Annotated in this window: 27 protein-coding genes and 1 pseudogene; 26 read left to right on the top strand and 2 right to left on the bottom strand. The window is 52.5% G+C overall.

Annotation, left to right across the window (positions count from 1 at the left end):
* The 11 genes from AC6I77_RS10740 (at window position 1) to AC6I77_RS10690 (ending at window position 5,238) form a co-directional block, all read left to right on the top strand.
* The gene (locus AC6I77_RS10740; protein WP_497816904.1) at window positions 1-282 is read left to right on the top strand and encodes a hypothetical protein; all 282 of its coding nucleotides are present in this window, start codon (window positions 1-3) and stop codon (window positions 280-282) included.
* Window positions 279-569, top strand: a complete 291-nt coding sequence (locus AC6I77_RS10735; protein WP_497816903.1) for a DUF1364 domain-containing protein — start codon at window positions 279-281, stop codon at window positions 567-569. Before AC6I77_RS10740 ends, AC6I77_RS10735 begins: the two co-directional genes overlap by 4 nt.
* Window positions 566-928, top strand: coding sequence for a RusA family crossover junction endodeoxyribonuclease (locus AC6I77_RS10730; protein ID WP_497816902.1), 363 nt, complete (start codon window positions 566-568; stop codon window positions 926-928). Before AC6I77_RS10735 ends, AC6I77_RS10730 begins: the two co-directional genes overlap by 4 nt.
* A 1-nt stretch (window position 929) precedes the next feature.
* On the top strand, window positions 930-1,604 hold the full coding sequence (locus tag AC6I77_RS10725) for an AP2 domain-containing protein (protein ID WP_497816901.1): 675 nt from the start codon (window positions 930-932) through the stop codon (window positions 1,602-1,604).
* On the top strand, window positions 1,591-1,731 hold the full coding sequence (locus AC6I77_RS10720) for a YlcG family protein (RefSeq protein WP_497816900.1): 141 nt from the start codon (window positions 1,591-1,593) through the stop codon (window positions 1,729-1,731). The genes AC6I77_RS10725 and AC6I77_RS10720 overlap by 14 nt, the downstream gene beginning before the upstream one ends.
* Complete coding sequence (locus AC6I77_RS10715; RefSeq protein WP_154927764.1) at window positions 1,721-2,344, top strand: hypothetical protein; 624 nt, start codon at window positions 1,721-1,723, stop codon at window positions 2,342-2,344. Before AC6I77_RS10720 ends, AC6I77_RS10715 begins: the two co-directional genes overlap by 11 nt.
* A 339-nt stretch (window positions 2,345-2,683) precedes the next feature.
* On the top strand, window positions 2,684-3,016 hold the full coding sequence (locus AC6I77_RS10710; protein ID WP_497816899.1) for a hypothetical protein: 333 nt from the start codon (window positions 2,684-2,686) through the stop codon (window positions 3,014-3,016).
* A gap of 144 nt (window positions 3,017-3,160) precedes the next feature.
* Entirely contained in the window at window positions 3,161-3,403 is a 243-nt protein-coding gene (locus AC6I77_RS10705) for a phage holin (protein ID WP_497816898.1), read from the top strand.
* A 3-nt stretch (window positions 3,404-3,406) separates the two neighbouring features.
* Window positions 3,407-3,916 (top strand): lysozyme, encoded by a 510-nt coding sequence (locus AC6I77_RS10700; protein ID WP_336792449.1) that lies wholly within the window; start codon window positions 3,407-3,409, stop codon window positions 3,914-3,916.
* Entirely contained in the window at window positions 3,900-4,370 is a 471-nt protein-coding gene (locus AC6I77_RS10695) for a lysis protein (protein WP_497816897.1), read from the top strand. The genes AC6I77_RS10700 and AC6I77_RS10695 overlap by 17 nt, the downstream gene beginning before the upstream one ends.
* Before the next feature lie 70 nt (window positions 4,371-4,440).
* Window positions 4,441-5,238, top strand: a complete 798-nt coding sequence (locus AC6I77_RS10690; RefSeq protein ID WP_497816896.1) for a S1 family peptidase — start codon at window positions 4,441-4,443, stop codon at window positions 5,236-5,238.
* 167 nt (window positions 5,239-5,405) lie between these two features.
* Here AC6I77_RS10690 and AC6I77_RS10685 read toward each other — a convergent pair whose 3' ends face one another.
* Entirely contained in the window at window positions 5,406-5,798 is a 393-nt protein-coding gene (locus tag AC6I77_RS10685) for a hypothetical protein (protein ID WP_497816895.1), read from the bottom strand.
* Between the two features lie 47 nt (window positions 5,799-5,845).
* On the opposite strand from AC6I77_RS10685, the gene AC6I77_RS10680 reads away from it, so the two are divergent.
* From AC6I77_RS10680 to AC6I77_RS10665, 4 genes and pseudogenes are all read left to right on the top strand, one after another.
* Window positions 5,846-6,418, top strand: coding sequence for a terminase small subunit (locus AC6I77_RS10680; protein ID WP_497816894.1), 573 nt, complete (start codon window positions 5,846-5,848; stop codon window positions 6,416-6,418).
* Complete coding sequence (locus AC6I77_RS10675) at window positions 6,393-7,610, top strand: PBSX family phage terminase large subunit (RefSeq protein WP_497816893.1); 1,218 nt, start codon at window positions 6,393-6,395, stop codon at window positions 7,608-7,610. The genes AC6I77_RS10680 and AC6I77_RS10675 overlap by 26 nt, the downstream gene beginning before the upstream one ends.
* 2 nt (window positions 7,611-7,612) lie before the next feature.
* A pseudogene (locus AC6I77_RS10670) lies at window positions 7,613-9,086 on the top strand (DUF1073 domain-containing protein).
* The gene (locus AC6I77_RS10665) at window positions 9,046-9,684 is read left to right on the top strand and encodes a phage head morphogenesis protein (RefSeq protein ID WP_497816892.1); all 639 of its coding nucleotides are present in this window, start codon (window positions 9,046-9,048) and stop codon (window positions 9,682-9,684) included. Before AC6I77_RS10670 ends, AC6I77_RS10665 begins: the two are co-directional and overlap by 41 nt.
* Here the strand turns inward: AC6I77_RS10665 and AC6I77_RS10660 are convergent.
* The gene (locus tag AC6I77_RS10660; RefSeq protein WP_497816891.1) at window positions 9,650-10,102 is read right to left on the bottom strand and encodes a hypothetical protein; all 453 of its coding nucleotides are present in this window, start codon (window positions 10,100-10,102) and stop codon (window positions 9,650-9,652) included. The two genes, AC6I77_RS10665 and AC6I77_RS10660, sit on opposite strands and share 35 nt — an antisense overlap.
* A gap of 67 nt (window positions 10,103-10,169) precedes the next feature.
* Between AC6I77_RS10660 and AC6I77_RS10655 the strand changes: the two genes are divergently transcribed.
* From AC6I77_RS10655 to AC6I77_RS10605, 11 genes are read left to right on the top strand one after another with little or no spacing between them, the layout of a single operon-like run.
* Window positions 10,170-11,402 carry a DUF2213 domain-containing protein gene (locus AC6I77_RS10655; RefSeq protein ID WP_497816890.1) on the top strand — a complete coding sequence of 411 codons (1,233 nt, stop codon included), beginning with the start codon at window positions 10,170-10,172 and terminating at the stop codon, window positions 11,400-11,402.
* Between the two features lie 11 nt (window positions 11,403-11,413).
* Window positions 11,414-11,908: a structural cement protein Gp24 gene (locus AC6I77_RS10650; RefSeq protein WP_497816889.1), complete on the top strand. Its 495-nt coding sequence runs from the start codon at window positions 11,414-11,416 to the stop codon at window positions 11,906-11,908.
* A gap of 14 nt (window positions 11,909-11,922) precedes the next feature.
* Complete coding sequence (locus AC6I77_RS10645; RefSeq protein WP_210501983.1) at window positions 11,923-12,861, top strand: DUF2184 domain-containing protein; 939 nt, start codon at window positions 11,923-11,925, stop codon at window positions 12,859-12,861.
* A 37-nt stretch (window positions 12,862-12,898) separates the two neighbouring features.
* A complete protein-coding gene (locus AC6I77_RS10640; RefSeq protein ID WP_497816888.1) occupies window positions 12,899-13,279 on the top strand; it encodes an STY1053 family phage-associated protein in 381 nt (126 codons plus the stop codon).
* Window positions 13,245-13,649, top strand: a complete 405-nt coding sequence (locus AC6I77_RS10635) for a DUF4054 domain-containing protein (protein WP_497816887.1) — start codon at window positions 13,245-13,247, stop codon at window positions 13,647-13,649. Before AC6I77_RS10640 ends, AC6I77_RS10635 begins: the two co-directional genes overlap by 35 nt.
* Window positions 13,646-14,140 (top strand): hypothetical protein, encoded by a 495-nt coding sequence (locus AC6I77_RS10630; protein ID WP_497816886.1) that lies wholly within the window; start codon window positions 13,646-13,648, stop codon window positions 14,138-14,140. The genes AC6I77_RS10635 and AC6I77_RS10630 overlap by 4 nt, the downstream gene beginning before the upstream one ends.
* On the top strand, window positions 14,127-14,510 hold the full coding sequence (locus tag AC6I77_RS10625; RefSeq protein ID WP_497816885.1) for a head-tail adaptor: 384 nt from the start codon (window positions 14,127-14,129) through the stop codon (window positions 14,508-14,510). Before AC6I77_RS10630 ends, AC6I77_RS10625 begins: the two co-directional genes overlap by 14 nt.
* Complete coding sequence (locus tag AC6I77_RS10620) at window positions 14,491-15,048, top strand: phage neck terminator protein (RefSeq protein WP_497816884.1); 558 nt, start codon at window positions 14,491-14,493, stop codon at window positions 15,046-15,048. The genes AC6I77_RS10625 and AC6I77_RS10620 overlap by 20 nt, the downstream gene beginning before the upstream one ends.
* Before the next feature lie 3 nt (window positions 15,049-15,051).
* Window positions 15,052-16,197 (top strand): DUF3383 family protein, encoded by a 1,146-nt coding sequence (locus tag AC6I77_RS10615; protein ID WP_497816883.1) that lies wholly within the window; start codon window positions 15,052-15,054, stop codon window positions 16,195-16,197.
* A gap of 10 nt (window positions 16,198-16,207) precedes the next feature.
* A complete protein-coding gene (locus tag AC6I77_RS10610; RefSeq protein ID WP_150043405.1) occupies window positions 16,208-16,648 on the top strand; it encodes a phage structural protein in 441 nt (146 codons plus the stop codon).
* Between the two features lie 3 nt (window positions 16,649-16,651).
* Window positions 16,652-17,077, top strand: coding sequence for a phage tail assembly chaperone (locus AC6I77_RS10605; RefSeq protein WP_497816882.1), 426 nt, complete (start codon window positions 16,652-16,654; stop codon window positions 17,075-17,077).
* The last annotated feature ends 34 nt before the right edge of the window (window positions 17,078-17,111 follow it).

Below are 17,111 nucleotides of genomic sequence, written 5' to 3'. Positions count from 1 at the left end.
ATGACAAACAAAGAACGCTGCTGCCGCTGCCACACCATCCTCACCTCAGAAGACAAGTATCACTACGGGGCTAACTGCGAAAACTGCGAGGTAGATCGCCGCTATGAAGACCACGAACGGGACCAGCCAATCAAGTCAGCCTACTGGCGCTGGCGAGCCATCTGCTTCTGTTTGCGCTTTCTGTTCTGCGGCGCTGCCAGAGTCAGTGGTTTACTGCTGCACAAGCTGCGAAATAAGCCTGATGCAGGACCCCAATTACCGGATGTGCGGAGAGAGCCATGAGCAAGCTACGAAATGAAGCGCGGGGCAGGGAATGCCAGGTCCGGCTACCGGGCATCTGCAATGGCAATCCTGAAACAGTCGTACTCGCGCATTACCGCATGGTCGGCATCTGCGGAACCGGAATGAAGCCAGACGACCTTTTTGGCGCGTGGGCCTGCTCAGGGTGCCACGACGAGATAGACCGGCGCACACGTCACTGCGATGTCACGGAAGCGCGCATAGCCCACCTTGAAGGCGTTATACGCACGCAGGAAGCTTTGTTGCGCGAAGGAAAGGTGAAGCGATGAACGAATACAGGATCGAGCTACCCTGGCCGCCCGGAAACAATCACCTTTTCTCAGTGTTTCGCGGCAGGAAAATCAAAAGCAAAAAAGGCAGGGAATATACCACCGCAGTAACCAGACAAATCACCGAAGCAAATCAGCAATATCAACTGGCCGGCAGGCTGAAAGTAAAAATCCTCGCATACCCACCTACACGCGCCCGGCGTGACCTGGACAACCTCTTCAAAGCACCCCTCGACTCACTCACCCAAGCAGGCGTCATAGCTGACGACAGCCTGATTGATGACGTGCGCATGGTTCGCTGCGAGGTCGTAAAGGGTGGCAGGCTGGAGATCATCATCACAGAGATGGAGGCAAACTAAAATGCCCAGATTTCAGGATTTAAAAGGAATGAGATTCGAGCGGATTTTGGTTTTGCAAATGAAACCGCGCGTAAAGGGAATGCATATTGTATGGCTGTGTTTGTGTGATTGCGGAGTTGAAAAAACGATATCAAGCGGCTCTCTTCTTTCTGGAAGAACAAAGTCATGCGGCTGCCTAAGCAGGGAAAACACAATCAACAGAAATACGACACACGGACATGCAGGGCAAGTGGTTGCACGGTCTTACAACACTTGGGCAGGGATGATAGACCGATGCCGCAACCCGAATAATAAGAAATATAAAAACTATGGCGGGAGGGGAATAACGGTCAGTGATGAATGGATGGATTACGGCAGGTTCATTAAGGATATGGGTCCGAGTCCAGCGAAAGGCTACTCACTGGACAGGATTGATGTGAATGGCAATTACACAAAAGAAAACTGCAGGTGGGCGACCCCGTTAGAGCAGGCCTCAAGTCGGCGAAACAATGTCATCGTCCATTCTCCTGATGGAGATATGTGCGTATCTGTAGCTGCAAGATTTTACGGCATAAATGGGGCGATTTTGTTGAAGCGAATACACCAAGGATGGGACCACTATGAGGCGATTTTTACACCGGTAGGTAAGCAGGGCGCTCATATAAAAACGAGGGTTGGAAAGCATGCTGAAAAATGAATTGCTAGGCCAGCTAAAAATGCGCTGGAGAAGGCTACGCATTCTCAAGATGCGCGGCATGTATGAGATCAACTACCGGATAATCCGCAACACGGCGAAAATGATGGGGGTTAAGCATGCGCATTGAGCGTGACTATCAGCAAATCGTCAGGCTTTCAGGTGTACGTAGCGCGGCCGACATGCGCCGGTTATTCGGCAACGGGTGGAAGACCATCAACAAATCGCAGCAGGCGTGGGTAAGGCATCTGCTGGGCGTGTGGGGCGATCACCTGGGCGGAGAAGATTACGACCGTGCAGAGGTGAACGTGATTGGCCGGCTGATGATGCGATGCGAATGGAGCGAGCAGAAGGGCAGGCAGATAGAGAAAATCGTGTCACAGCTGCATTGTGAAGGGCTGCGTGGTGAAGAGCTGTTTCGCAAGGCGCGTGACCTGCTTATCCCTCAGTCATCAACGGCAAACATCATCGCTCTCGCCAAAGAATCAGATGATGCCGCCTTTGTTGAATCTGTCATGGTCAAGACGTTCGGTAAGGATAACCCGCTTCGCAACGTAGCCAGATTACGTTACTGCAAACGCAAGAGCGTGCAAAATATCGGCTCATCGCTGATTTATTACTGCGCCATCTCACCCAAGGAGGCCCGAAACAGAATGGAATGGGCGATGGATATCCTTGAAGGAGAAATGTTTTACGCAATTAAGCGAGAAATGGAGAAGGAGATTCCTAAAGTAGCCGCATAAATATACGAAATAGCACGAAATGACAAAGACAAAGGGCATGTAACCTGGCACATTAGCGGCATGATCGGGAAGTGAAGCGAACAGATCGCGGCTTTACCGGTCAGTTGCATAAATGTGGATGCCAAAGGGCCTCGCGACCTCACCAGTCGGCGGGGCTTTTTTATTATCCGCTACAGGGGATAAACTCTGCCGCATACCCTATAGCGGATAGGTAACATAACTAAACTATTTCAAAGGTCAGTCATAGAAACTGGCCTTTTTCATTGCAGACTTTCAAAAGATTTCTGACATAACCTGTTGTCGCTTAGCATGTAAAACTTCAATCAAAGAGGTTAAAGCATGCAAAGCATAAAAAATTATTCGATACCCCTCGGTAATGTTTCGCCATCAAATCTTGATGGGCTGTCCGCATTGTTTGAAGAGTACTCTTCATATTTTGATGGGTACCTTTTAGCAAAGTATGGCGGTGATGTGCAATATCAAGTAGTGGATGGGTCATTCGAGATTACAGGTGCAACAGAAAACTTTATTGAATTCATTGCAGTAGTAAACTATTTCTCCGGATGCAAAGACCAAGACCATGATATTGATGTAGGCGGAAGTGCTTATTATGAAATCACTGATGGTCATTTAAACGTCAGTTTGGATGAGACAGTCTGGAATCAAGAGTAAATTTCATTTCAAAAGCTCACTTCGGTGGGCTTTTTTCGTTTTTCGCCCCTGCCAATCAACATTGACTCTCACCCTTTACTGTGTGGCAGCGGGCGATCTTTTCTTCTGACTACCTGCAGCACCGACCGTAATCACGGAGGTGTTATGAGTATCGATATGAGCAAACTGGCTTCAGGCGCAGCTTATGGCGCATCTGCCGGGACAATCGCCAATGGTCTGCTGACCCGGCTGAGTCCCGATGAATGGAGTGCTGTAGGCGTCCTGGCCGGTATTTTGGTCGCGCTGTTCACGCTCGGCATCAACTGGTATTACAAGCGCAAGGCTACCCTGGCGCAAATCAAAGCCCTTCAGCGCTGGCCCATCGCTCCAGACATCAACGAGGAATAACCCATGGCTATGTCAAACAGCCTGCGCAATAAGCTTATAGCTGTCGCGGGTGGCGGAGCTATGGCTATCGCTACGGTATTCCTCGGCGGTAAGGATGGGGTAGAGGGCAGGGTATACGAGCCTTACAAAGATGTGGCTGGCGTTTGGACTGTCTGCGATGGTCATACCGGCACCGATATCATCAAAGGCAAAAAGTACACCGACCGGGAATGCGATCGGCTTTTGTGGAATGACCTGCAGCCGGTTAAGAAGTCGGTAGACGGCCTGGTCAAAGTTCCGCTAGGGGAATACCAGCGCGCTGCCCTGTACAGCTTCACCTACAACGTTGGCTCCAGCGCGTTCTCCAAATCCACTCTGTTAAAACGCCTGAACTCAGGTGATGTTGATGGTGCGTGTGAAGAACTCCGCCGCTGGGTGTATGCCGGTGGGATGAAATGGCGGGGCCTGATGAACCGGCGAGACATGGAGCGCTCATTGTGTCTGGCGGAGAGTGTCGATGACCTTAAAGGCTAAGCTGCTGCTGGCGCTCGCGCTGCTGATTATCGTCGCTATCGCCACCTCGACTGCATTTGCGCTCTATTATCGCGGCAATGCCATTGACTATAAGGCTCAGCGTGACACCGCCACCAGTAACCTGAAGCAAGCGAATGACACCATCACCGATATGCAGACACGCCAGCGTGACGTGGCAGCACTCGATGAGAAATACACGAAGGAGCTAGCAGATGCTAAAGCGACTATCGATCAACTGCATGATGATGTTGCTACTGGTAAGCGCCGGTTGCAGCTCAACGCCACCTGTGCGAAGCAATCCACCACCGGCACCGCCAGCCTGGATGATGCAGCCAGCGCCCGACTTACTGACGCCGCTCAGCGGGATTATTTCACCCTCAGAGAGCGAATCGAAGTCGCCGGAAAGCAGATAGCCGCGCTGCAGCAGTACATTAAAGAGCAGTGTCTGCGCTGATTATAATTTACTAGTTAAAATTAGGGCTTTCTTATATAGTTGGCTGGCTTAACTATTGAGGATGATATCAATGTTAGTCAGTCAGGTAATTTCAAAATCAACAGTTAGAATTGAATGTAATGTGATAGGTGGAGGCGTTTCAGTCGGCACAGGCTTTTGGTTTGGTTTTGCAGAAACTGAGGAGTCAGGCCTACCCTTGATTGTGACAAATAAGCATGTTATTGAAAATGCACTAAATATCAGGATTAGGCTGAACGTATCCTCTAAATCTAGACCGGAATTGAAGTTTTACGACTTGATTATAAATCAGTCAAGTCACTTTATACCGCACCCTGACCCCGAAATCGACATATGTGCTTTGCCAATCGTAGACTTTCTTTATGAACTAAGTTCACAAGGAATCGAAGTTGACAACTTCTTCTTTAATGACAAGCACTTTTTGAATCAAAAGTTTGTGACCCCGGTCGAAGAGGTCTATATGGCTGGCTATCCAAACGGGTTATGGGATTCTACAAATAACAGGCCTATTATCAGGAAGGGCATAACTGCTTCATCTTTGCTAGAAAATTGGCAGGGAAGGCCTGAATTCATGATTGACATGGCCTGTTATGGAGGTTCGAGCGGGTCACCCGTATTCATAATGAATGAGGGTAGCTTTGCAACCTCAAACGGATTAGCTATGGGCAATAGATTCATTTTTCTAGGGTTGTTATATGCCGGGCCAACAATCAGCGCAAATGGAAGCATTAACATAGTAGATGTACCAACGGTCGCCACTCAAGTGGTCAATACTAAATTGATGATGAATTTAGGAATGGTTATAAAAGCTGACCAGTTGAATGGGCTTAAACCATTACTAGGAATATGAGATTTAACACAACCGCCTTTGGCGGTTTTTCTGTTTTGTGGTGGAGGCAGAGGCGTGGGAAAGGCATTATTCAGATTAAGCACAAGATAGAATGCTTAGAATCGGGAAGGCCAGCTTCCTTCACATCAATCCAAAAAAATGCCAGGTCGTTTTGCCAAATTTGATAATCACTGAAGTGAAGCCAATGGACCAAAAAGGTGACTTATTGATGGTAACAAAGGCGTCAAGATGGTGACATGGTCAGATATCATAGACATGAAGTTTTGATATTTATCTCTGAAATCTGGCTTACCTTGGCGCTCAGTCATTTCACTTATGGCATTCATAAGACCTTCGTAGACCTCGATAGGCAAGGCATCTTTGCGTGAGGTTACCGCCTCTGAAAGTTCGTTTAATATTTTTAAAGCTTCAAGAGAAATGTGCTTATTACCTATATTGTAAATTTCCTCGACATGATTAGCTCTTATTCCTGTCATATTTCCATAAAAGCCATTCCCCACATTGTGTGCTTTACCAATGTTGTTCAACTCTATAGCTGCAACCGACTTCTTTTTTTTCATGACTTTTGAGCTCTCCAGATGGTGTAACACAACAATAGGCATATAACATGGCACTCACCGACAAACAAGAAATGTTCTGTCGCGAGTACCTCATCGATTTGAACGCCACGCAAGCGGCCATTCGGGCGGGGTACAGCAAAAACTCCGCAAACGAACAGGGTGCGCAGAACTTAGCGAAACTTAGTATCGCGCAACGCATCATCGAACTCAAAGCTGAACGAAACGAACGAGTAGAAATCGACGCCGATTATGTGCTGCGTCGTCTAGTTGAGATTGACCAGATGGATGCGGCAGACATCCTTGATGACGAGGGTAATATGCTTCCCGTTTCATCCTGGCCGAAGGCATGGCGCACATCCCTGAGTGGGATGGACATCAACCGATTGAAAATGGCTGGCAAAAACGATGATGACGATAGTGAATTCGAAACCACTATTCAGAAAATTAAATGGCCTGACAAGGTGAAGAATCTCGAATTGCTTGGCAAGCACGTCACCGTCCAGGCATTCAAAGACAACGTTAAAAACGAACTGGTTGGCGCTAATGGCCTTCCTCTTGCCACGCCATCATTCGTGATTAGCTTCGGAGCGGAAGATGATAGCAGCGGAGACGAGACTTAGCTTTGCGCCCAAGTTCAAACCACTCTTCCAGCCCAAGCGATATAAGACATTCCACGGCGGGCGAGGTGGCGCTAAATCATGGGCCGCCGCCCGCGCACTGGTCATCATGGCCGCCAGCAAGAAGCTCCGCATACTCTGCACCCGTGAGGTTCAGAACTCGATTAAGGATTCAGTACATAAACTGCTGAAAGACCAGATTGAGATGCTGGGGCTTAACCCGTGGTTCCGCATCACCAATGAAAGCATCACCAGCGCATCCGGTAGCGAGTTCCTGTTCAAGGGGCTTCGCTTTGACCCACTTGGCATCAAATCAACAGAAGGTGTGGACATCTGCTGGGTGGAGGAGGCGCAGTCTGTTTCCTCGGATTCATGGGCGATTCTGATACCCACCATCCGTAAAGAAGGTTCTGAAATCTGGGTGACGTTTAACCCGGGTGAAGAGCAGGACCCGACTTATCAGCGGTTTATCGTTAACCCGCCTGACGACAGCATTACCGTCGAGGTGAACTACTACGACAACCCGTACCTGCCGGACACGCTTCGCAAAGAGATGGAGTACTGCAAGCGCGTCGATTACGAGGCGTATGAGCACATCTGGCTGGGTAAACCGAAGTCGATTAGCGATTCGGTCATCTTCCGTAACCGCTACCGGGTGGAAGCATTTCCTGATGACCTGTGGCTACAGGCCGATCGTCTGTTCTTCGGTGCTGACTTTGGTTTCGCTAATGACCCCAGCACGCTGATTCGTATGTTCATGCTCGGCACCCGCCTCTATATCGAATACGAGGCCTATGGTGTCGGCGTTGAGCTGGATGAGATGCCGCAGTTCTACGACTCAATCCCTGAGGTGCGTAAGTGGCCGGTCAAAGGTGATAACTCACGCCCGGAAACCATCAGCTATCTGGCACGCCAGGGGTTTTCGATTGATGCGGCCGCTAAGTGGAAAGGCAGCGTTGAGGATGGTGTCACCTACCTGAAAGGGTTTGAGGAAATCATTATCCATGAGCGCTGCAAACACACAGCCGATGAATTCCGCCACTACTCCTACAAGGTCGACAAAAAGACCGGCGACATACTGCCGATCATCGTCGACAAGTTTAACCACTGCATTGATGCCATTCGCTACGGGCTGGATGGCTACATTACCAGCTCAGACAGCCTCGGCACCTGGGCGCAACTTGGGAAAGGCTGAATATGTCCGAAACTGAAAGCATGTCGCAGCCTGTACCAACGCGTGACAGCTATGAAAACTTCATTGCCCGGATGGGCGTCAACCAGTCGAACCAGTCGGGCGCAGGCACCTACCGCAATAACTGGACTTCCCGCAACCGTCTACTGATTGAGCAGGCCTATCGCTCCTCATGGCTGGTAGGCGCTGGCGTTGATGCTATCCCTGATGACATGACCCGTAAGGGCGTCACTATCACCTCCAAGCTCGAAGATGGCCGCAAGAAGCAGCTCGACCACGCATGGGATGCGATGGGGCTGTGGGAGGCACTCAACGATACGCTGAAGTGGGCGCGGCTCTATGGTGGCGCTGTAGGCGTCATCCTGATTGACGGTCAGAATTACTCAACCCCGCTGCGCATCGAGACTATCGCCAAAGACTCATTTAAAGGTGTGATGGTGATGGACCGCTGGATGCTCAACGCCATGACAGAGCGCCGCGTGAGTGAGCTGGGGCCGGACTTCGGCATGCCTGAGTTCTACAAGGTGGTGACGTCTGCTACCGGCATTCCACCGTGGCGCATTCATCACTCCAGGCTGATTCGCTTTGATGGCATACCGCTTCCGTATCAGCAGCGTCTGACAGAAAACGACTGGGGCATGTCGGTGATTGAACGGTGCTTCGATCGCCTGCTGGCTTTCGACTCCACGACAACCGGCGTTGCTCAGCTGGTCTACAAAGCTCACCTGCGCACCTACAGCATTGAAGGCCTGCGTAAGCTGCTGGCGATGGGTAAAGACAGCCCGATGTTCAAGGGCCTGATGTCGCACATGGACATGATCCGCGAATATCAGAGCAACGAAGGTATGACCATCATGGACGCCGCGGACAAGTTTGAGGCACACACCTACTCGTATGCCGGGCTCAGTGACGTGCTGGCACAGTTTGGGCAGCAGGTATCAGGTGCGTTTGGTATCCCGCTGGTACGCCTGTTTGGTCAGTCTCCTGCCGGGTTTCTCAACCGGCGACACTGACCTGGCTAACTATTACGACAACGTGTCTACCCAGCAGGAACGTAAGTTACGCCGCCCCATCCGCAAACTGTTTCAGGTGCTGCACATGAGTCTGTTCGCTACACCTCTACCTGATGACTTCACTTTCGAGTTTAACGAGCTGTGGCAGACGCCAGATAGTGAACGTGCTGACACTGCAACTAAGGTTGTGGCCGCAACTGTTCAGGCTGTTGACGCTGGCCTGATGACCGAGAAAGCTGGCGCAATGCATCTGCAGGAAACAGCGCGTGTAACCGGCATCGGCTCAACCATCAGCGACGAGGATATTGATAATGCCAGTGACCTACCGCCGCCGAGCGAGAAAGACCTCGATAACCTCGAAGCCACCGAACCTGAAGCGCGCCGAGAGGCAACTGGGAACACAGCTACGACAGATAGCGCAGGCGGTGGGCGCAATAGTCGAGGGCTCTTACGATGGTTCAAATGACAGCGTCACCGACATCATGGACAGGCTGGAGCGTTACGCCGACCTGATTGAGCCATGGGCTGAAGCGGTATCAAGTCGCCTCATCAGCACGCTGGAGATTGCCGACGATGCGATGTGGCGTGAGCGCTCTTGGCAAATCTCTGCAGGTCTGCGTGACCTGATGGCTGGCAGTCAGGGAATGGTCACCCGGAGCATCATTCAGGAGCAGGTGAAGCTGTTCAAGTCACTTCCGCTGGAAGCAGCCGACCGGGTCTACGACATTCACAGTCAGGGGATTGAGGCTGTCGTAGCTGGTAAGCGCTCCAGCACGCTAACTGATGAAATCATGCGTACCGGTGAAGTTACTGAGTCGCGGGCTCGCACCATTGCCCGGACTGAAGTTGGCCGGGCATCCACTACAATTACCCAGGCGCGCTCAACCGCCATCGGCTCCCGCGGCTACATCTGGCGAACGGCCGATGACAGCGACGTGCGCCACTCTCACAAACAGATGGAAGGCCAGTATGTCGACTGGTCTAAACCGCCCGCGCTGGATGGCATGACCGGCCACGCTGGTCAGTTTCCTAATTGCCGTTGCTACTGCGAGCCGGTTTTTTGATTTTGTCTTTAATATCAGTTGGGATTGCTGATGCGACAAGCATCATGGCAAACCAAATTATAAACACAATTAAAAACGACAGTAATAATAGCCATGCAGAGCTTTGTTGTATTTCTTTTTGGTAAGTTAATAGTGCATCCATGATAGATACAGCAACCGGTGCTAGCCCTGTTCCTAAAGTAACCAATCTGGCGTCACTTAAATCTGAGAATCGACCTTTCCTATCGACCAACAAGGTGAAAAAAGCATAAGCAGCATAAATAATATTGAGCAGCAGTAAGGCTCCTCCAGCATTTCCATGCTTGAACCAAAGGAATAGCGACGCGTAAAGCAATGTTGTTAAAAATGCCATTCCAATAGCGATCCAGGATGGAATCTTTTTAGGTTCAGAGGTTCTTGGCAGTTTTTCGTCAGTCACATTTAAATCCTTTTTTAGTCTGAATCATTAGTTTAACTGTTCATTAAATATAACTTCGGGCGGTCTAATGCAATATTTTTTCACTACGCGCGTCGGTAACACTCGCTTTGAGATGGCCGATGGCTCATTGCTGTGCAAAGACGTTCCGATCGCCCGCACCGGCGCGCAGGTATATGACGAAAGCGAACTACCCGGCATCGTCGGTGATGACGATGGCGAGATTGTCGTAACTCGCGACGCTGACGAGGTATTCCGTCCTGAAACGCTCGCCTCCTTCGAAGGTATGGCCTTCACGCTGGGTCACCCCAAAGACATGGTCAATCCAGGCAACTGGAAAGAGCATGCACATGGACATATCCAGAACGTCCGGCGCGGTACCGGCGACCAGTCAGATTTAATGCTGGGTGACATCCACATCAAGACTGCCGAAGGCATTCAGAAGGTAATGGACGGTCAGGACCAGATATCAATGGGCTATGACGCTGAGTATGAGCAGAAGGCACCCGGTCAGGCCCGCCAACACACAATTATCGGTAACCACTGTGCGAGCGTACCCAATGGTCGTGCAGGCATTCGCTGTTCAATTGGAGATAGCACATTCATGACTACCAAAAATCAGGGCTGGTTTAGCCAGCTGAAGCGGGCCATTAAAACCAAGGATGCCGATAGCCTGGCTGATTTGGTGGACAATGCGCCATCAGAACTGGTCGAGCCAAGCCTTGATCTGGCACGGGCAGTAAATATCACCATCAACCCGGCGCAGCCACTGCCGCCTAATAAAGAGCTCGGCGGCCTGACCACCGATGAAGAAGGTGGCGCGCAGACAACCAGCGAACTTGAAGCGAAAGTCGATGCGCTGGCGCTTCTGGTTCAGCAGCTGATCAACCCGACCTCTACGGCAACCGTCGACAGCGACGACCCGGAAGAGAAGGAAGAGAAAACTCGCGCAACTACCGATGCTGCTTACCATCAGGGCATTGTGGCTCGTGCTGAGTTGATTTTGCCAGGCGTGAAACTGCCAGAAGGCGGTAAACTGGCAGCGTTCAAACGCTCTACTATGGACGCGGCATTCAAAACGCCGGAAGGTCAGGCGCTGCTGGCTCCGCTGGTTGGCGCTTCGCCGGACTTCGCCAAAATGCCGAAGGCAACACTGGACGCGGTATTTGTATCTGCCAGCGAAATCGCCAAAGCGCGTAACAGCGCTCCAGCCACTGCGTCGCGTGCATCGTTTTACGACTCATCCAACAAAAACTCTCCGGCTGCTCTGAACAAGGCATTCGCCGCCCACTGGAATAAATAAGGGAAAAACCCATGGTTGCATACCTGTACCGGATGCCAGTAGGCATCGCCGGGGCTATCTCACGCCCGCAAGACCTGACCACCGAGCCGGTTATCCTCAATGCCGCTAACACCTTCAGCCAATACGGCCTCGCAGGTAAAGACAGCGCAGACGGCAAGTTTATCCCGCTGGCAGCATCTGACGCCGCGACGGTAATCACCGGGCTCTACGTTCGCCCATACCCGACCACATCGACGCCAGACATGGTGCGGCAGGTTGGTGCAAACGCCAATTTCACTGGTGACGTGATGAAGCGCGGCTATATGACCGTTAACATCGGCAGCACTGCAGTTGGCCTGACCAAAGGTGCGCCGGTTTATGTGCGTATCGCCAACCCAACCGACACCAGTCCGCTGGGCGCAATTCTGGGCGCTGCTGTCACTGACGAAGCTGTCGTGCTGCCTAACGCTACTTTCACTGGCGCAGGCGATGCCGCTGGCAACGCTGAAGTCGCATACAACATCTAAGGGAATCGCTAAATATGTTAACTTTTGACCAAGCCACCGTTGACGGTACTGGCGCTTTCCTGGTTGGCGAGCTCGAGCGCCTCGATCAGGAACTGAATATGCCCCTCGTAGGGTATACGTGGTCGCGTGATATTCAGTTGCGCGAAGACGTGTCGATTGCTGATGACATCAGTTCTTTCACCAACTCTACCTTTGCTGCTGCAGGTACACCGAATCCGAACGGGAAAAACTGGATCGGCAAAGACTCCACCGCTATTGCTGGGCCGAACGTCGACATCGCAAAAACAGGCTTCCCACTGACCCTGTGGGGTATGGAGCTGGGCTGGACCGTTGTCGAACTGGCTGCCGCGGCTAAGGTCGGGCGCCCAATCGATACGCAGAAGTTCGATGCGATGCAGCTGAAATGGAACATGGATACCGACGAGCAGGTTTATCGCGGTGACAGTCAGCTGGGCGTTAAAGGCCTGCTCAACTATAACGGCGCGGCGGTCACTAACGCACCTAAGACGTGGGCAACATCCACGCCGGACGAAATCCGGGCGTCAATCAACCTGCTGCTCTCTAATGCCTGGGCGGCGTCGGGTTACACCATTGTCCCGCGTGACCTGCTGCTTCCGCCTGAACAGTTCGCTCTGCTGTCCAGCATCATCGTTTCATCAGCCGGCAACCAGTCACTGCTGACCTACCTGCGCGAAAACACCATCGCCTTCCATCAGAATGGCGTACCACTGAACATCCGCGCGGTGAAATGGCTGAAAGGCGCAGGCGTTGGTGGTACCGATCGCATGATGGCCTACACCAACGACAAGAAGTTTGTTCGCTTCCCGATGGTTCCGCTGCTGAACGTGCCGGTGCAGTATCGCGGCATTTACCAGCTGACTACCTATTACGGCAAGCTGGGCGCAGTTGAGTCTCCGTACCCGGAAACCATGGCGTATCTGGACGGCATCTAACCAACACGGCCCCGAAAGGGGCCAGCAGGAGTAGCAAATGGCTAAGAAGACGATTCGCGTCCACACCCCGTTTAATTTCACAGCTGAAGATGGCACTAGCCAGCGCTTTGAAACCGGTGAGCACACCGTTGATGAGAAGGTTGCAGATCACTGGTTTGTCACTGCCCACTCAGACGTCACCGGTAAGGCCAAGGCCAGTGTCGATGCCAAAGAGTTCCAGGCGCAGATCGACAGTCTGACCGCGCAGCTGGCAGAGAAAGACAAAGCAAATGGCGAGCTGCAGCAGTCAGTGGCGGAGAAAGACCAGACCATCGCCGATCTGACCGCGCAGCTGGCAGCTCTGCAGCAGCCCGTAAATGAACCAGCAGCGCAAGGTGATGCTGATGGCAAGAAACAGAAACCTGCCGACAGTAAGTGATTTTCGCCGCGACTTCCCTCAGTTCGCTGACGCCACCAAATACCCCGACGCAATAATCCTGTTCCGCCTTAATCTCGCCGACATGCTCATTGATGGCTCTGCTATGGGGGAGATGTTCCCCTACTTAGTAGAGCTGTTCGTTGCGCATTACATGGTGCTGAACGCGGCTGATACTGCTGCAGGGGTGCTCGGTGGTGCAGGTGGCGCTACGAGCGGCGTGGTCACATCCAAGTCGGTAGATAAGGTCAGCGTGAGCTATGACAACAGCTCAACGCTGAATGCTGATGCGGGGTTCTGGAACTTCTCGCGCTACGGTGCGGAGTTCTGGCAGATGCTGCAGTACTTCGGTTATGGCGGGATTCAGCTATGAAATCAGGCCTGACGGTGCGCAGTGACAGCGCTCAAAGCATTCTGGACGCCCTTAAAACCCTCGCTAACAAGGATGTTCTGGTGGGCATCCCTGAATCGAAAGATGAGCGTGATGATGGCGATATCGGGAATGCGGCGATCGGGCGTATCAATGAGGATGGCTCACCCATGCAGAACATCCCAGCGCGCCCGCATCTTAAACCCGGCGTCAGGTCGGTGGAGCAGGACTTCATGCCTCACCTGAAAGCCGCTGCTCAGAAAGCGCTTGAAGGTAATGCAGAGGGCGCAGCGACATCACTCGACCGCGCCGGGAGAGTAGCCGCCAATGGGGTGAAGCGGTACATCACCATCACCGGGTTTACTCCCCTGGCGGATGCCACGATTGCCAATCGCCTCCGTCGCGGGCGCACCGGTAACAAGCCGCTAATCGACACAGGCGAGTATCGCCGCTCAATCACGCACATTGTGAGGGATAAAGATGCCGACTCTTGATGTCAGTGACGTGCTTCTCTCGCCTGAGTTCCTCGATACCTCTCTTACCGTTAAACGCAATGTCCAGACCGTCGATGATGACGGGTTTGCCAGCAACACAACCACTGTGACACCGTTTGGCGGCGTGGTGACGGTTGACCGCTCACTGGAGGCCCGGCGCATGCAGGCCGGTCAGGTCATCAACGGGGCAATCCTGATAGTGACTGTATTTCGCCTGACCAGCGGCAATACCGGCATTGATGCTGACATTGTCACCTATCGAGGGCGAGAGTATCGCGTCACCTTTGTTGACCCATACACCGCTTACGGTGCGGGCTTCGTACAGGCTCACTGCGAGCTATTGCCATTTGATGGAGGCGCAGGTGAGTAACGACAGCACAGCGCCCGGGTATCTGACACCTGTAAGCGCGCCGCAGGCATATGACGAAACGCTGGAACGTGAGCTTAGCCAGTGGGCCAGAGCGTTATCAGGATTACCATCAGGCATGGTAAGGCCAAGGTGGACAGCGAAACAGGCTGCTCTTCCTGCAGCTGATACCAACTGGTGTGGGTTCGGCATTATTGGATTCACCGCTGACAACGCTCCGGCATTCGTGCGGCAGACTGATGAGGGCAATCAGCTCTGGCGACATGAGGTGATCGAAACGCTCGCCTCGTTTTACGGCCCGCAAAGCCAGACAATCGCAACGATGTTCCGCGACGGGCTGACGGTTGAGCAGAACAACGAAACCCTGAAAACAAACGAGCTGTCACTTGCTGATTACAGTGAACTGACAGCCTTCCCTGAGCTCATCAACAACCAATGGGTTCGCAGGTACGACATCACTGTGCGCCTGCGCCGCAAGGTAATCCGCGATTACGGCATTAAATCACTGGTCGAAGCGCCAGTATCATTCTTTGGAGATTAATCTATGGCACAGGGCTTACCTGTATCCAACGTTGTGAACGTTGATGTGATCATGTCGCCCACTGCGGCGACGGGTCGTAACTTCGGCTCGCTGCTGATTCTCGGCACATCGACTGTAATCCCTGTGTCAGAACGTATCCGGCTTTATACCAGCTCCGAAGATATCGGCGTTGATTTCGGTGAAGACAGCCCGGAATACGAAGCAGCGTTGATTTACTTCTCTCAGTCACCGCGACCATCACAGGTCTATGTGGGTCGCTGGGCCAAGACTCTGGCAACAGGCGAAACCGGAAGTGTTGAAACGCTGGCGCAGGCAATCAGTGCAGTACTGCAGTTCACCAACTGGTATGGACTTGGTATTGCAGATGAAGACGACCTGACGCCCGCAGAGATTACTGCGACGGCTGCAGCAATTCAGGCATCAAGCCTGAGCCGCGTTTTCGCTGTTACTTCAGCCGATTCAGGCATCATCGATTCGGCAACCACTACTGACGTGGCCTCTACCCTCAAGGCAGCCGGTTACAGCCGCACCTTCGTCCAGTATTCAACGAAGAGCAAATATGCAGCGCTGTCGGCGTTTGGTCGTGCCTTTACCGTCAATTTCACCGGCAACAACACCACGATCACCCTCAAATTCAAAACTGAACCGGGCGTGACGTATGAAACCCTGACCAGCGCTCAGGCTGCGGCGGTCGATGCGAAGAATGCCAACGTTTACGTGTATTACGCGAACGACACGGCGATCCTGCAGCAGGGTGTGATGTCCAACGGCGATTTCTTCGATGAGCGCCATGGGCTCGACTGGCTGCAGAACTACGTGCAGACCAACCTGTTTAACCTGCTGTACACCTCGACCAGCAAAATTCCTCAGACCGAAGCAGGTATCACGCGCCTTCTCACTAACGTTGAGATGTCTCTCGACCAGGCTGTTTCGAATGGTCTGGTTGCACCGGGTGTGTGGAATGGCGGTGATATCGGCCAGATTACGGCAGGCGACACCCTGACCAAAGGCTACTACGTATACGCACAGCCCCTGTCATCACAGGCTCAGTCTGACCGTGAGAAGCGCCGTGCGCCGCTGATTCAGGCTGCTATCAAACTGGCCGGCGCAGTTCACTACGCCGATGTTCAGATCAACGTTGTTCGCTAAGGGGATATAGATGAGTACCTACAGCTTTATGGACATTACGGCGTCCATGACCGGCCCAACCGGCTCAATTGACCTTGGCTACGGCTCTGCGAACTCCGAGGAAGGGATCACGGTAACGATGACCGAGGCTAAAAACACCATGACGATTGGTGCGGATGGCGAAACGATGCACAGCCTGCATGCAGGCAAAAGCGGTACCGTAACCATCAACCTCCAGAAAACCTCTCCGGTAAATAAGAAGCTCTCCCTGATGTATAACGCGCAAAGCCAGTCTTCTGCGCTGTGGGGCAATAACGTATTTGTCCTGCGCAATAAGGCATCAGGCGACATTGTCACGATTCGCTCAGCGGCTTTCCAGCGGCAGCCCGACTGGAACAACCCAAAGGTTGCCGGAATGGTCGCATGGGTGTTTGACGGCGGCAAAATCGACGAAGTGCTCGGGGAGTTTTAATCGATGGAATTTGAAATCAAAGGCGTTAACTACCGCGCATCAAAGCTCAGCGTTTTCGACCAGTTGAAGGTGTCCCGCAAGCTGCTCCCGGTTCTCGCCGGGATGCTTGGCGACTTCCAGTCCATCAAGACTGCAACCCAGGGCGGCGATGTCTATAAAGCCCTTGAGACGGCACTGCCGAAAATTGCGGACTCTCTTGCAGAGATGAGCGAAGAGGATACGAATGCGATCATCTTTCCCTGCCTGTCCGTTGTGGCCCGACAGAACGGCAAAGTATGGGCGCCGGTAATGTCACAGAACGAACTGATGTTTGATGACATCGACCTGATGAGCATGCTGCAGATTGTTGGTCGGGTGGTGGGCGACAGCTTGGGAAATTTTTTGCCCGCAGCCCCCGACAAAGAGATTGCGGACAACTCAGCGGCCTGACGCTCGAATCCCTGCCTGATGGTGAAGACTTCCT

This window comes from Pantoea sp. X-Soil-ISGK-259 (assembly GCF_059730705.1).
The sequence above is the reverse complement of the archived record's forward strand: the minus strand, read 5'-3'. Positions and strand labels throughout refer to the sequence as shown.

What these genes read in the sequence shown, in the direction of transcription:
- AC6I77_RS10740 (WP_497816904.1), top strand. Translation starts at nt 1, where the DNA reads ATGACAAACAAAGAACGCTGCTGCCGCTGCCACACCATCCTCACCTCA.
- AC6I77_RS10735 (WP_497816903.1), top strand. Translation starts at nt 279, where the DNA reads ATGAGCAAGCTACGAAATGAAGCGCGGGGCAGGGAATGCCAGGTCCGG.
- AC6I77_RS10730 (WP_497816902.1), top strand. Translation starts at nt 566, where the DNA reads ATGAACGAATACAGGATCGAGCTACCCTGGCCGCCCGGAAACAATCAC.
- AC6I77_RS10725 (WP_497816901.1), top strand. Translation starts at nt 930, where the DNA reads ATGCCCAGATTTCAGGATTTAAAAGGAATGAGATTCGAGCGGATTTTG.
- AC6I77_RS10720 (WP_497816900.1), top strand. Translation starts at nt 1,591, where the DNA reads ATGCTGAAAAATGAATTGCTAGGCCAGCTAAAAATGCGCTGGAGAAGG.
- AC6I77_RS10715 (WP_154927764.1), top strand. Translation starts at nt 1,721, where the DNA reads ATGCGCATTGAGCGTGACTATCAGCAAATCGTCAGGCTTTCAGGTGTA.
- AC6I77_RS10710 (WP_497816899.1), top strand. Translation starts at nt 2,684, where the DNA reads ATGCAAAGCATAAAAAATTATTCGATACCCCTCGGTAATGTTTCGCCA.
- AC6I77_RS10705 (WP_497816898.1), top strand. Translation starts at nt 3,161, where the DNA reads ATGAGTATCGATATGAGCAAACTGGCTTCAGGCGCAGCTTATGGCGCA.
- AC6I77_RS10700 (WP_336792449.1), top strand. Translation starts at nt 3,407, where the DNA reads ATGGCTATGTCAAACAGCCTGCGCAATAAGCTTATAGCTGTCGCGGGT.
- AC6I77_RS10695 (WP_497816897.1), top strand. Translation starts at nt 3,900, where the DNA reads ATGACCTTAAAGGCTAAGCTGCTGCTGGCGCTCGCGCTGCTGATTATC.
- AC6I77_RS10690 (WP_497816896.1), top strand. Translation starts at nt 4,441, where the DNA reads ATGTTAGTCAGTCAGGTAATTTCAAAATCAACAGTTAGAATTGAATGT.
- AC6I77_RS10685 (WP_497816895.1), bottom strand. Translation starts at nt 5,798, where the DNA reads ATGAAAAAAAAGAAGTCGGTTGCAGCTATAGAGTTGAACAACATTGGT.
- AC6I77_RS10680 (WP_497816894.1), top strand. Translation starts at nt 5,846, where the DNA reads ATGGCACTCACCGACAAACAAGAAATGTTCTGTCGCGAGTACCTCATC.
- AC6I77_RS10675 (WP_497816893.1), top strand. Translation starts at nt 6,393, where the DNA reads ATGATAGCAGCGGAGACGAGACTTAGCTTTGCGCCCAAGTTCAAACCA.
- AC6I77_RS10655 (WP_497816890.1), top strand. Translation starts at nt 10,170, where the DNA reads ATGCAATATTTTTTCACTACGCGCGTCGGTAACACTCGCTTTGAGATG.
- AC6I77_RS10650 (WP_497816889.1), top strand. Translation starts at nt 11,414, where the DNA reads ATGGTTGCATACCTGTACCGGATGCCAGTAGGCATCGCCGGGGCTATC.
- AC6I77_RS10645 (WP_210501983.1), top strand. Translation starts at nt 11,923, where the DNA reads ATGTTAACTTTTGACCAAGCCACCGTTGACGGTACTGGCGCTTTCCTG.
- AC6I77_RS10640 (WP_497816888.1), top strand. Translation starts at nt 12,899, where the DNA reads ATGGCTAAGAAGACGATTCGCGTCCACACCCCGTTTAATTTCACAGCT.
- AC6I77_RS10635 (WP_497816887.1), top strand. Translation starts at nt 13,245, where the DNA reads ATGGCAAGAAACAGAAACCTGCCGACAGTAAGTGATTTTCGCCGCGAC.
- AC6I77_RS10630 (WP_497816886.1), top strand. Translation starts at nt 13,646, where the DNA reads ATGAAATCAGGCCTGACGGTGCGCAGTGACAGCGCTCAAAGCATTCTG.
- AC6I77_RS10625 (WP_497816885.1), top strand. Translation starts at nt 14,127, where the DNA reads ATGCCGACTCTTGATGTCAGTGACGTGCTTCTCTCGCCTGAGTTCCTC.
- AC6I77_RS10620 (WP_497816884.1), top strand. Translation starts at nt 14,491, where the DNA reads ATGGAGGCGCAGGTGAGTAACGACAGCACAGCGCCCGGGTATCTGACA.
- AC6I77_RS10615 (WP_497816883.1), top strand. Translation starts at nt 15,052, where the DNA reads ATGGCACAGGGCTTACCTGTATCCAACGTTGTGAACGTTGATGTGATC.
- AC6I77_RS10610 (WP_150043405.1), top strand. Translation starts at nt 16,208, where the DNA reads ATGAGTACCTACAGCTTTATGGACATTACGGCGTCCATGACCGGCCCA.
- AC6I77_RS10605 (WP_497816882.1), top strand. Translation starts at nt 16,652, where the DNA reads ATGGAATTTGAAATCAAAGGCGTTAACTACCGCGCATCAAAGCTCAGC.